A 12,453-nucleotide genomic window follows, 5' to 3' on the forward strand; every position below is an offset into this window, starting at 1 on the left:
GAGCAATTACTCTCAGCTTAAGGCCGCGCCGTCAAGGCTGCAGTCCGGGGTTGCGGCGCCGATCGCGGTACGCCCGAGAAAGCTACCGTAGATCATGAGCGCATGGTCGAGCGGATCGATCGGCGGAAAGCCGATGAGCGGCCGGCCAGTCTCGAAAGCTCGGCCCTCGATCGCGAGGCAACGGTCGACTGGGCGGCCCCGCTCGATCGCGCGGGCGATGGCGGCGAACTGGCGCTGATGGTCGGGCGACAGGAAATGGTCCGGCACCAGCAGGTGGCAGACCGCGCGATAGACCCGATTGTCCTCCAGGATGGCGGCGATCAGCTCGCGTTCCGCGTCCAGGATTCCGTAGCGCCTCTCATGATCCAGACTGACCATGACTCTTCCCTGCAGCTTGTTTTTCGCCGATCCCGTGACGGACGAGCCGACGCCATCGCTCAGAAGAGAGCGCTGGGCGGCACGGGAGCGACAGGCTTATGGAAGATGCGGAGGGTCGGCGGCCGTCGGCAGCCGGGCTGTCGGCAAATGGGCTTGGGGTGCTGTTGCACCCGCGCAGTCGACGCGTGGTTGTGGCGCCACGCCATATCGAGAGCCCTCCCCGACGCTATGCGCTTTTCGGCGAATTTGAGCATTCGCTCGGCACATGAGCAATTACTTCCACCTTGCCGCTTGGGCGTCAAGAGCGATCGGCAGGTGGCGCGATCAATCCTGCAGGATCGCGGCCGCGGTCGGTTCGTCGGTGATGAGGCCGGACAGCCAGCCGCCGCGGAGGGCTGCACGCAGGGCTTCGACCTTGAGCGGCCCGGCGGCAACGCCGATCCGTGTCGGCGCGGGCGGATCGTCCAGCGGGATCGCCATGACCCGAGCGTTGGTGCCGTGGGCGACGATCCGTCCGTCGCGGTCGAGCGCCCGGCCGCAGATCTCGCCCACGGCGCCGAGGGCGATGAGCTCGTCCATTTCCGCGTCGCTGACGAAACCGTCCTGATGCAGCGGCGCGCCGCGCGCGACATTGCCGACGCCGACGAACTGGGTATGGGCATTGCGCACGAGGTCGTGCAGCAGTCGATAGACGCGCTGGGAGCGCATCTGCGCCGCCTCTTCGATGCTGTCGGCGACGACCGGCATCGGCATCGGATGATATTCGGCGCCGGTCAGGTCCGAGAGCCGCTGCACCACTTCATAGGGGCTGGCGCGGCCGAGCCGGGTGATGTTGCCGACCAGCGAGACGATGCGGTGCTGCGGGCAGGGCGAAGGAAACACCTGGGTGACGGCACTCCGGAGCGTGCGGCCTGAGCCGATCGCCAGGATCACCGGATCTGTCTCGGCCAGCACCGCCTCGATCTGCTCGGCGGCGCTGACCGCGACATCGGGCGTGTCCTGGCCCGAAAAGGGCACCACGTCTGAGAAGCTCAAGCTATAGCGTGTGCGCAGCTGCTCCGACAGCTCGGCGCATTCCGTGGCGCGCCGCTCGATGCGGAACTGAACGAGGCCGGCCGTGCGCGCCATGGCGATCAAGCGCTGCGCCATCTGGCGCGAGACGTTGAGCCGCTGGGCGATCTCGTCCTGGGTCTTGTCGCCGACATAATAGAGCCAGGCGGCACGGGTCGCCTGGTCGAGCCGCCGCTTCATCCGATCGAGTTCGATTGCCGGGACCGGCGCCAGGCCGGCGGTGGACGGCTTCGTCGCCTGAATGCGCGTTGTCTTCTTGCCTGCCACGGTCGCTCATCGCTGGAAATTGGCGTCGACCGATCGATCGGCCGCCCAAGACCTTGTGTACGGCAATGCGGAAACGTCAACTCATCTTGGGAGGAGGATCTGGCTCAGATCGTGAGCGCCGTATTGAGCGCCGCGTCCTCGTTCCAGGTCGAGCCGACGCGGCCGATATCGTGCGCCGCCTCGTGCGGTAGCGCCTGCTCGAGTGCTGCGCGCAGCTTGTGCACCACGAAGAACTCGCTCGGTCGGCGGATGATGCCCTTGGCGGCGAGCCGCGCTTCGGAATAGTGCAGCAGCTGGGCCGCCTCCGCCGCCTTGCCGCGCTCGAGGCCGAAGAGCGCCAGCCGCTCGATCAGCCAGGGGTAGATCATGCGCAGTCCCTGGGCGCGTGCGGCCGTCAGCGCGCGCCGGGCGAGCGCCTCGGCGTCGCCGATGCGGCCCTGCGCCAGCCGATAGGTCGAAAGATTGGCAAGCGCGCGGATCGTGCCGTCGTAACGGTCCCGCGGGTCGTCGATCCGCCCGAGCGCGTGCTCGGCCGTGGCGATCGCGCGGTCGACGTCGCCGGCGGCGAATTCCACCTCGGCGATGCTGACCTCGATATCGAGCAGGGTGCGCGGGCTCGGGATGATGCGCGCGATCTTCGCACCTTGCTGCAAGGCCGCGCGGCCGGCGGCGAAGTCCCGGGCGAGGTAGTCGAGCTCGCCGCTCGCGCGGAACCAGGCGGCGAGCGAGCGCGATGGCGGATGGTCGCGGAGCGCCGGCCAGGCTTCGGCGAGATGCCGGCGTGCGGCCGCCATGTCGCCGGTGCCGGTCGCGGCGAAGGCGGCGCGGACCAGGGTGCGCGCATGATCGAACGTATTGCCGGCGGCCTCGAACAGGGTTGCGGCACGCAACGTCTCGGTGAGCAGTTCGGGGTCGTTGAGGCTGACCGTGAAGCTCCAGCCGAGCCAGAGCTGGGCCTCCACCTCCGGCGGGGTTGCGGGCGTGATGCTTTCGATCGCGCGGGCGAACCAGCGATGGCGCTCGGCCGGCAGCGAGAGCGCGCTCCACAGCGCGAAGCAGCAGCCGACGAGGGCGGCGCCCAGCGCATGGTCGCCGCCCGGCTCGAAGCACCAGGTCAGCGCGGTCCTAAGCGCGTTGGCATCCTGGGCGTAATGGGCGACCCAGGTCTCGTCGCCGGTGATCTGCCAGCTGCGGTTCGCCTCCGGCCCGAGCGACAGCAGCCAGGCCGAGAGCTCGGCGAGCCGCGGCGGCTCGTCCAGCAAGGCCGCCTGCTCCGCCGCATAGCGCCGCGTGGTTTCGAGAAAGCGGTAGCGCGCGCGCGGCGGCTGCGACTCGACCACGACCAGGGACTTGTCGACGAGGGCGGTCAGGAGCGGCAGGACCCGCTCGATCGCGAGCATGTCGTCCGCTACCACCGCCAGCGCCGCGTCGAGCGTCCAGGTGCCGGCAAAGACGGCGAGGCGGCGGAACAGCAGCTGCTCCGGCGGCGCCAGCAACTCATAGCTCCAGTCGATCGCGGCCTTCAGCGTCTGCTGGCGCGGGAGCGCCGTCCGCCGGCCGCCGGTCAGCAGCCGGAAACGGTCGTCGAGCCGTTCGGCGACCTCCTTGGGCGACATCAGGCCGAGCAACGGAGCGGCCAGCTCCAGCGCCAGCGGAATGCCGTCGAGACGCCGGCAGATCTCGACGAGTGGCGGCGCGTCGGCATCCGCCGGCTCGAACCGGCCGAGCGTGAAGCGGGCGCGCTCGGCCAAGAGGGCGACGGCCGGATAGGCCAGCGCCTCCTCCACCGACAGCCCGGCCACCGACAGCCCGGCCACCGACAGCCTGGCCGCCGGCAGGCCGGCCGCCGCGTCCGGCTGGGTGAAGGGCGGCAGGGCCAGCGGCGGCAGCCCGTGCAGGCGCTCGCCCTCGCAGCGCAGGGGCTCGCGGCTGGTCGCGAGAATGGTGACGGAGGGGCAGGATTTGAGAATCAGTTCGGCGGCCGTCGCGACCGGCTGCAGCAGATGCTCGCAATTGTCGAGCAGGACGAGGGCGGCCCGATCGACCAAGAAGCGGGCGATGCTGTCGTAGCTTTCCTCGCCGGCCAGCTGCATCTGCAGCGCCGCGGCGATCACGGCGGGGACGAGTTGCGGATCGGTGACGGCGGCGAGCCCGACCAGCCAGACGCCGTCGGGCTCTTCCGGAACCATCCGCCGCGCGACCTCGAGCGCCACCTGGGTCTTGCCGATGCCGCCGGGGCCGGTGAGCGTCACCAGCCGGCTCTCCCGCAACAGCGCGCGCACGGTCTGCACTTCCGCCTCGCGGCCGATCAGCTGGGTCAAGGGCGCCGGCAGATTGTGCGTGCTCGAGCTCACCGGCAGCGCCGTGCGGACCGGGGTGCCGTTGATGGGGATACCCGATCGGTCGTGGATGTCGTCCGGGGCGACAATGACCGGTGCTACGAAGCGATAGCCGCGGCCGGAGACGGTGGCGATGTAGCGGGTCGCGTCTGGTCCGAGCGCCTTGCGCAGGGTCGAGAGATGGACCGCGAGATTGTGGTCGGGCACCGATTGGTCGGGCCAGAGCAGCTGTTTCAGGCCGGCCTTGCCCAGATAGTTGGCCCGGTTCTCGACGAGATGGACCAGCAGGTCGAAGGCGCGGCCGCCGATCGCGACCGGCTGCTCATGGCGCAGCAGCAGGCGCTGGTTCGGCAGCAGCCGGAAAGGACCGAACGCGTAGCAGAGATCCGCAGAGATCATGTCGGGCCCGTGGCTTCCAGTCGCAACACCCGACGGCCGACAACGAACGGCCCGCCGGCCAATGGGACCGACGCTGGGGTTGTCATGAATGTTCATGAACGGCGGCGCAATGCCGTCGCGAAAGGGGCGAAATACACCGGCAGCAGACGATGTTATCGAAGACGACACCGAATCGCCACAATTGCAGATTGGAACCTGTCAAGCGAGACCATGGCGGACCAGCAAGGCCGCAACCTCGTTGAACAGCGATTTCGGAATGAAGCTGCCGAGCGGCGTGCGGCCGGCGACGCGGCGGGCGAGATCCGGATCTTCCAGGATCATGATCCCGGCGTCTCGCGCCCGCGCGAGCTCGGTTGCAAGCGCGGCACCGGCAGCGCGGGCGATCAGCACCGGGGCCGGCGTTTCGTTGGCAACGAAGCGGAGGCCGGCGGCAAGCTCGCCTGGCGCCAGCAGGACGACCGTCGACCGCGTGATGTCGAGCCGCGCGCCCGCGAGACTCTCCCGATGCCGCTCGCGCCGCGCCCGCCGGAACAGGGGATTGCCCTCCTCCTCCTTGCGCTCGTGCTTGAGCTCGCTGCGCGTCATCCGCATCTGGCGCAGGAACAGCCAGCGCTGCAGCGCGATGTCCGGGAAGCCGGCGACCAGGAACAGCAGCACGCCGCCGATCAGGAGCGGCAGGAAGGCCGCGGCCGCGGCCGCGCCGAGGCACAGGACGCCGCAGGCCGGCGCCGCCATCAGCGGGCCCAGCCCATAGAGGATGGCGGCGCCCAGCACGACCAGCAGCAGGCTTGCCTTCACGATCGATTTCAGGAATTCGAACAGGCTCTTCAGCGAAAAGATGAGCTTCAGTCCGTTCATCGGATGAACCCGTTCGAGCTTCGGCTTGATCGATTCCGCGGAAAGCGGGATGCCGCTCTTGACGATCATGTTGGCGAGCATGACGGCCGCGACGATGACGGCGACGAGCGGCAGCGCGGTGGCGGTCGCGAGCGAGGCGAGCGCCGGGTTCACCATCGTCTCCGCCGCGGCGAACGGCACCGTCGTCGCGTCGGCGGTCACGTCGACCGCATGCTGCCAGGCGGCGAGCATGTGCGGCCAGCGCAGCACCAGGAACAGGGTCGCGGCGGCGACGGCGAGGCCGGTGACGAAGTCCTGGCTGCCGCTGACGCGGCCCTTGCGGCGCGCCTCGCGCAGCTTGCGCGGGCTGGCCGGCAGCGATTTCTCTTCGGTCGGCTGCTGGTCGCTCACGGCAGGAACCGGCCGATCTCGGTCAAGACGCCGCGGCCCGCGCTGAGCGCCGGCCGGGCGTGATGGACGAAGAAGATCGCATAGGCCGGCAGCACGGTGAACAGTGCGATCGCCTTCACCGGCAGCGTCACGTAGAACACGTGCAGCTGCGGCGCCATGCGCGCGACGAGCGCCATCGCCGCCTCGACCATGAACAGGACGACGAACAACGGCCCGCCCAGCAGCAGGGCGAGCTCCATCACCCGATCGATGAGGCCCAGGACAAGCGGTGCCGTGTCGGCGCTCATCGGCGGCAGGGCGGCGAAGGCCGGCCACAGGCGGTAGCTCTCATAGAGCGCCTGCAGCATGAGGTCCGGCCCGCCGCCGACATAGAACAGCCCGACCAGGATCAGCTCGAAGAACGTGCCGCTCATCGACGCGACGTCGATCGCCGTCGGATCGGTGAGATAGGCCATGGACGAGCCGCGCTGCAGGTCCAGCACGTCGCCCATGGAGGTGGCGGCCCAGAACGGCACGCCGAATCCCAGGCCCAGGAGCAGGCCGACGACGGCCTCCTTGGTCAGCAGCAGCACGACCCAGGCCGGATCCGCGGCCAGCAGCTGGTCGATCGAGCCCGACAGGTGCCAGGCGACGGGCAGCGACAGGGCGAGTGCCACCGCGAGACGCCGGAGGCCGGTCAAGCCGGCGCGCGTGAACACCGGCAGCACCAGCACCATGATCGACAGGCGCGCCATCGTCACGGTCATCAGCATGAGATAGCCGAAGCCGGTGCGCAGCAGGGCGTCCGACAGCAGGGCCGCGGCCGGGACCGGCAGTGCCGCCATCGGCTAGCGGACCAGGGTCGGGAAGGCGTCGAACACCTGGCGCGCCTGCTCGACCAGCGGGCCCAGCATCCAGGGGCCGGCTGCGATCAGCAGGACCAGCACGCAGACGAGCTTGATCGCTTGCGGCAGGGTCTGGTCCTGGATCTGCGTTACCGCCTGCAGCAGGCCCACGATCAGGCCGACGACGACCGAGATCGCAAGCGCCGGCAGGGACAGGAGCAGCACCAGCATCAGGATGTTGCTCGCATGCTCGATGATCTGGGGTTCGTTCATGTCTGAGGTTCGCTCATGGGGGGCTGCTCAGCGATAGCTCAGCACGAGCCCGTGCAGCAGCCGGCCCCAGCCGTTGATCATGACGAACAGGAACAGCTTGAACGGCACCGAGATGACGAGCGGCGACACCATGGTCATGCCCATCGCCATCAGCACGTTCGAGATGATGAGGTCGATCGCGATGAACGGCAGATAGAGCAGGAAGCCGATCTCGAACGCGCGGGTCAGCTCCGAGATCACGAAGGACGGGATCAGCACCAGCAGGCTGTCCGCCGGCATGTCGTCGGTCGCGGTGTCGCCCCAGACCTGGCGGCTGGCACCTACGAAGAAATCATGCTCCGTCGGGTCGATGAAGCGGGTGAGATGGTCGCGCAGCGGCGGCGTCACCCGGGCGACGGCGGCCTGCCAGCCGGCGCTGCTGTGCAGGTCGAGATCGGGAGCGGCGAGACGGCCGTAGAGCTGGCTTGCGAGCGGGGCGGTCACGAACACGGTGAGCGCGATCGCGACGCTGTAGAGCACGAGATTGGGCGGTGTCTGCTGGGTGCCGAGCGCGTTTCGCACCAGGAACAGCACGACGGAAATCTTGAGGAATGCCGTGGCCGTCACGGCGATGAGCGGCAGAAGACCGAATCCGATGCCGAGGGCGACCAGTGTTACGACATTGGATTGCACGTTATCCATGATGCTGGGAGCCGGGGTGGTCGGGATCTTGATAGTCGAGGCTCAAGACGCGGATGCCGACCTGGTCGCTAACCCGGACAAGCTCAGCCTGGCCGATGCGGCGGCCGTTCGCGATGATCGCGATCGGTGCGTCGGGCGAGCGCGGCAGGATCAGCACCTCGCCGGGGCCGAGCCGTTCCAGGCGGGCGAGCGGCAGTTCGAGGCGCCCGGCCTCGAAGGTCAGACGGATCGGTAGCGCGTCGAGCTGCTCGACCGGTTCTGCGTCTGCGGCATCGCCCATGGCGGCCTCCTCCTCGCTGGCGGAACGGATGAAAGGGGTGATCAGCCCGAGCCCATCGCCGATCCGGCGCGCGGTTGCCCGAGCGCCGTCGGGCCGCGTCAGCACGACCTCGTCCGGCGCCGGATCGAAGCCCGGCGGCAGGATCACGTCGCGTGGGCCCAGCGTGCGCAACGCGCCGAGCGCCACCCAGCAGCCGCCGATCTCGATCGCCAGCGGCACCGGCAACTGCCGCCAAACGCCGCGCGGCGCCGGCAGCCGGTCGAGGGACCGGCAAACGAGCGCGGCGGTCTCGGGCGGCAGCGCCAGGCACAGCGTCTCGGTCGCGCCGCCGCGCCCGACGGCGAGGCCGAGCCGGAGTGCTGCGGGCGGGATGGCAGAGGGCGCTGCGACATCGAGAAAGCGGACCGTGAGCCCGGTTGCGCGCTCCAGCGCCTCGATCGGTTCGAGGAACGCCAGCTCGAGCAGCAGGGCAAGGACACGCGCGGCCGTCTTGGAGCGGCTTTGCGCCGTCCGGCCCGGCTCGACGGCTGCGAGCAGTGCGGTCACGAGCGCCGGCGGCAGCGACAGCCAGGCGGGGCTGTCGCCGAGCGCGAGCCGGATGGCGAAGGGCTGTTCGGGGCCTTGGTATTCGCCGAGCGAGCGCCAGATCGTGGGGCTCTCGGACAAGGCCGGCCAGTCGAGTGCGATCGGTTCGATGGGACGGAACAGCCGACCGCGCAGGCCGAGGCCGCGCGGATCGATCGGCCGCCCGAGCGGAACGGGTTGCAGCCCGGTCGACGGGGCGCCAGGCCGGTTGGTGACGATGCTCGCACGCACGGGCAGCTCGTCAAGCATCGGGCATGCCCCTTGGCTTGGCCCGCGCCGCGTCTTCGAGCTCGAACTCGGCGAGCAGCTCGTGCCGCGCCTCATCGGCCTGCTGCAGCTGACGCCGCTGGTCACATGCCCAGTCGAGCGCGTCGGCCGTGCGCCGGTAGGCTCGGCGCGATGCGGCCACCTTGTCCTCCGCCACGGCCACGTCCTGTTGGCGCCGGTCGAGCTCCACCCGGCGCTCCGCCGTACGGCGCGCGTCTTCAGCCATCCGCTCGATCGCATGGTGCAGGCGCTCGACCGAGATTGTGCCTTCCGTGAGGGCGCGGCGTTGCCGCTCGTCACGCTGTCGCTGCCGCTCGGCAGCTTCCTCGAACCGTCGCGTGGCATCCGCCGCTGCGTCCATGGCGGTCGAGGCATCCGCGTGATCTCGGGCGAGCGCCGCCTCGGCCCGCCGGGCGCGCAGATCGCGGCAGCGGACAAGCTGGATCCAGTCGCGCGCGTTCATTTGAGGACCTCGCCCGTGAGGATCTCACCAAGCGCCGCCTCGAGCGCCGGCCAATCGGTCGTCTCCTCGGGCCGCTGGCGCAAGAAGCGGTCGATCGCCGGCTTGCGGGCGATTGCCTCGTCGGCGAGCGCGTCGCTGCCGTGCCGGTATTCGCCGATGCGCAGGATGAGCTCGATTTCCGCATGCCGGTCGATGAGCATGCGCAGGCGGCCTGCCTGCCGGTGATGCGCCGGTGCTGCGACGGCATGGGCGAGCCGGCTCCGGCTGCGCAGGATATCGATTGCCGGAAAATGATCGGCCTGGGCGAGCGCGTTCGACAGCACGATATGGCCGTCGAGGATCGCCCGCGTCTCCTCGGCGATCGGGTCGTTCGTGCCGTCGCCTTCGACCAGCACGGTGTAGAAGGCGGTGATCGAGCCGGCAGCACCCGGCCCCGCGCGCTCTAGCAGGTTCGGCAGGGCGGCGAACACCGACGGCGTGAAGCCGCGCCGCGCCGGCGGCTCGCCCGCGGCGAGGCCGATCTCGCGCAGCGCGCGGGCGTAGCGCGTCAGGCTGTCGACGACGAGCAGGACGCGCCGGCCTTCGTCGCGGAAATATTCGGCGATCGCGGTCGCCACACCGGCGGCCTTGGTCCGCTCCGCGGCCGGGCGATCGGCGGTTGCCGCGACCACCACGGTCTGCCGCCGGCGCTCGCCGAGGCGGCTGTCGACGAATTCCCGGACCTCGCGTCCGCGTTCGCCCAGGAGCGCCATGACGATCACGTCGACCGCGGCGCCGCGCACGATCTGGGCCAGCAGCGAGGATTTGCCGGTGCCGGGCTCGCCGTAGATGCCGAAGCGCTGGCCTTCGGCGCAGGTCAGCAGCCCGTCGATCGCGCGGATGCCGAGCGGCATGATCTGGTCGACCGGCCGCCGCGCGAGCGGCGAGGGCGCTGCCCCGTCGATCGGACAGGCGCGATCGGCCGGGTGGGGGGCGATCTCGGCGCCGTCAATCGGCCGGCCGAGGCCGTCGAGCACGCGTCCCAGCAGGTTCGGGCCGGCCTCGATCGCGAGGCTCGCGCCGGTCGGCACGACCTCTGTCCGGGTCGAGAGGCCGGCGACCGGCCCGAGCGGCGTCAGGATCGCCTTGCCGTCGGCGATGCCGACCACCTCGGCCTGGCCGATCACCTCGGCATGCGGGTTGCGGAGCGTGCAGACTTCGCCGACGCGGACGTCCGCCAGCGTCGCCTCGATCGTCGTGCCGACCGCCCGGGCGACACGGCCCAGCAGCGGCCGGGGCTCGAGATGGCGGACCGCCTCGCTCATGGACGCGCCTCTTCGCGATACCAGCGGCGGATGCCGGTTCGGAGCGCCGCCAGCTGCGCCTCGATGCGCAGATCCAAGATGCCGCGCCGCGTCGCAAGCGTGCAGTCGCGCGGGCCGGCCAGCGCATCGGCGGCGACGGCGACCGATCCCGTCGGCAATTCCGCGAGCTGCTCCTGCAGGTGCCGGCGCAGCGCCTCCAGATGGCGCGGGGCGGTATGGAGCACGACGTCATCGCCGGTGCGGAGCTGGGCCAGCGCCTGCGCCGCGGCGCGCAGCACCGTGTCCCGATCGTCGAACCGGCCCAGCACCTGCTCCGCCAGATCGACCGCCAGCAGCACCAGATCCTGCTCGAGTGTCGCGAGCGTGGTGACGACGGCGGCACCGGTCTCCTCGAGCAGGCGGACGGCCGCCTCGATGCCGGCCCGGCGACCGTCCTCGAGCGCGGTGCGGCGCGCCTCCTCGCTGGTCCGGCGCGTGTCGTCCCGATAGCGCTCCGCGTCACGTTGCGCCTGCTCGAGAAAGCGGTAGCCGTCCTGCCAGGCCTCGGCCTCGGCGGCGCGCACGATCCGCGCCAGGCGCAGCGGCGGGCTGTCGACGTCGGTCATCGGACGGCTCCGGCATCGGACGGCTCCGGCCGCCAGGCCTCGGCCAGATAGGCGAGCATGGCTGCGGGCGGCGCCTCGCCGGGGCCACCTGAGGGCGACACGCCCCCAGGCAACGTGCCCTCTGGCAGCATCAGGGCGACGCGCCGGGCGACCGGCCGGGGCAGGCGCCGGAGCCAGCCGAGGAACAACCGCGTGCCGGCCTCGACAATGGCGAGCGGCAAGGCTTCCTCGTTCTCGGTATCTGCGGCAAAGCCGAAATCCGGTGCATGGAGTGCCAGGCGATAGAGATCGTCGCCAACCGCGGCGACGAGCCGGGCGCGCGCCTGGCCCAGGATGATCCGCCGGATCGCGTCCGCGTGGCAGAGGCATCCGATGGCGAGCGGCAGCCGGTCGACCTGCGCGGGCGGCAGCAGCGCGATGCGGAGATCGCCCGCACCGGCCGCATCGGCGCGGCAGGTGCCCAGATCCTCGATCAGCAGGCCCGACAGGCGCTTGGCGAAGCGCGGTGCCGCGGCGAGGCGCTCGGTCGCGGCCGGCCCGATGCCGAGCATCGCCGCCAGCCGCTCCGGCCCGACATAGTCGATCGGCCGATCGGCGAAGCGCGCGAAATCCCTAGCGAAATCCTCCGGCACGATCGCGGCCATCATGCGGCGTCCTGTTCCGGACGCGACGGGCGCGGCCGATGGCTGTAGGCCCAGCCGGCGAGACCGCCGAGCGCGGCCAGCGCCGCGAGGATCGCGAGCCAGCGCAGGATGCCGGACGACATGTCGAAGGCCCCGCTGCCGGCCCAGTTGGCGGCCTGTGCGTCGCCCGTCGCCGATGCAGCGGGCGAGAAGCCGTTCGCCGCGGCCGGCACCAGCACCACGCTCACGTGGTCGTAGCTCAGGCCGGGCACGCTGTCGGCGACGAGCGTCTTGATCTGCGGCACCAGCGGATCGATTGGCGCCGACTGGACATAGCGGATGAAGACCGAGGCGGAGGGCGGTGCGGCGGTCGCGCGCAAATTGTCGCTCTCCGGCAGGGCCACCTGCACACGCGCCGAGAGCACGCCGTCGATCTCGGATACCGTGTGCGACAGTTCCTGGCTCGTGGCATAGAGCAGCCGCGCGCGTTCCGCGACCGGCGACACGACCAGCCCGTCGCCCGGGAAGATGTCGGCCGGCGACGCGAATTTCTGTTTCGGATAGCCGTGCGCCGCCAGGATCTCGACCGCTGCCGCGAAGCGGCTCTTGTCGACGGAGATGGTCAGCGTGCGCTCCTTGGCGTCGGTCGCGCGATCGGCCGAGATGCCGGCGTCGAGCAGGATTGCCAGCATCCGGTTCGCCTCGCCCTCGCTCAGGTGGCTGTAGAGCTCGGTCTTGCAGCCGGCGAGCAGCAGCAGGGTGCCGAGGAGGAGCGCCAGGCGTCCAGCGCCGCCTTTCCGGGCGCTGCTCTTCCGTCCATCCGTCGCCATCGCCGCCTCCCTCCGA

The 12,453-nt window shown here is 70.5% G+C and carries 13 protein-coding genes; all 13 read right to left on the reverse strand.

Annotated elements, in window-relative coordinates; translation table 11 throughout:
- Positions 1 to 12: 12 nt before the first annotated feature.
- Complete coding sequence (locus IEY58_RS04250; RefSeq protein ID WP_189042850.1) at positions 13 to 378, reverse strand: DnaB-like helicase N-terminal domain-containing protein; 366 nt, start codon at positions 376 to 378, stop codon at positions 13 to 15.
- Between the two features lie 324 nt (positions 379 to 702).
- A complete protein-coding gene (locus IEY58_RS04255) occupies positions 703 to 1,716 on the reverse strand; it encodes a sugar-binding transcriptional regulator (protein ID WP_189042852.1) in 1,014 nt (337 codons plus the stop codon).
- Positions 1,717 to 1,820: 104 nt separating this feature from the next.
- Positions 1,821 to 4,454 carry an ATP-binding protein gene (locus tag IEY58_RS04260; RefSeq protein ID WP_189042854.1) on the reverse strand — a complete coding sequence of 878 codons (2,634 nt, stop codon included), beginning with the start codon at positions 4,452 to 4,454 and terminating at the stop codon, positions 1,821 to 1,823.
- A 198-nt stretch (positions 4,455 to 4,652) separates the two neighbouring features.
- Complete coding sequence (locus IEY58_RS04265) at positions 4,653 to 5,702, reverse strand: EscU/YscU/HrcU family type III secretion system export apparatus switch protein (RefSeq protein ID WP_189042856.1); 1,050 nt, start codon at positions 5,700 to 5,702, stop codon at positions 4,653 to 4,655.
- Complete coding sequence (gene sctT / locus IEY58_RS04270) at positions 5,699 to 6,526, reverse strand: type III secretion system export apparatus subunit SctT (protein WP_189042858.1); 828 nt, start codon at positions 6,524 to 6,526, stop codon at positions 5,699 to 5,701. Before sctT ends, IEY58_RS04265 begins: the two co-directional genes overlap by 4 nt.
- Before the next feature lie 3 nt (positions 6,527 to 6,529).
- Positions 6,530 to 6,799 carry a type III secretion system export apparatus subunit SctS gene (gene sctS, locus IEY58_RS04275; RefSeq protein WP_189042860.1) on the reverse strand — a complete coding sequence of 90 codons (270 nt, stop codon included), beginning with the start codon at positions 6,797 to 6,799 and terminating at the stop codon, positions 6,530 to 6,532.
- Between the two features lie 27 nt (positions 6,800 to 6,826).
- On the reverse strand, positions 6,827 to 7,480 hold the full coding sequence (sctR, locus tag IEY58_RS04280) for a type III secretion system export apparatus subunit SctR (protein WP_189042862.1): 654 nt from the start codon (positions 7,478 to 7,480) through the stop codon (positions 6,827 to 6,829).
- Positions 7,473 to 8,594, reverse strand: coding sequence for a type III secretion system cytoplasmic ring protein SctQ (sctQ, locus tag IEY58_RS04285; protein ID WP_189042864.1), 1,122 nt, complete (start codon positions 8,592 to 8,594; stop codon positions 7,473 to 7,475). The genes sctR and sctQ overlap by 8 nt, the downstream gene beginning before the upstream one ends.
- Positions 8,587 to 9,075, reverse strand: coding sequence for a hypothetical protein (locus tag IEY58_RS04290; RefSeq protein ID WP_189042866.1), 489 nt, complete (start codon positions 9,073 to 9,075; stop codon positions 8,587 to 8,589). The genes sctQ and IEY58_RS04290 overlap by 8 nt, the downstream gene beginning before the upstream one ends.
- Positions 9,072 to 10,379, reverse strand: a complete 1,308-nt coding sequence (locus tag IEY58_RS04295) for a FliI/YscN family ATPase (protein WP_189042868.1) — start codon at positions 10,377 to 10,379, stop codon at positions 9,072 to 9,074. The genes IEY58_RS04290 and IEY58_RS04295 overlap by 4 nt, the downstream gene beginning before the upstream one ends.
- On the reverse strand, positions 10,376 to 10,984 hold the full coding sequence (locus IEY58_RS04300; protein ID WP_189042870.1) for a FliH/SctL family protein: 609 nt from the start codon (positions 10,982 to 10,984) through the stop codon (positions 10,376 to 10,378). The genes IEY58_RS04295 and IEY58_RS04300 overlap by 4 nt, the downstream gene beginning before the upstream one ends.
- Positions 10,981 to 11,631, reverse strand: coding sequence for a SctK family type III secretion system sorting platform protein (locus tag IEY58_RS04305; RefSeq protein WP_189042872.1), 651 nt, complete (start codon positions 11,629 to 11,631; stop codon positions 10,981 to 10,983). Before IEY58_RS04305 ends, IEY58_RS04300 begins: the two co-directional genes overlap by 4 nt.
- Positions 11,628 to 12,437 carry a type III secretion system inner membrane ring lipoprotein SctJ gene (sctJ, locus tag IEY58_RS04310; RefSeq protein WP_189042874.1) on the reverse strand — a complete coding sequence of 270 codons (810 nt, stop codon included), beginning with the start codon at positions 12,435 to 12,437 and terminating at the stop codon, positions 11,628 to 11,630. The genes IEY58_RS04305 and sctJ overlap by 4 nt, the downstream gene beginning before the upstream one ends.
- Positions 12,438 to 12,453 lie beyond the last annotated feature (16 nt).

Source organism: Aliidongia dinghuensis, assembly GCF_014643535.1.
Classification (GTDB): Bacteria; Pseudomonadota; Alphaproteobacteria; order ATCC43930; family CGMCC-115725; genus Aliidongia; species Aliidongia dinghuensis.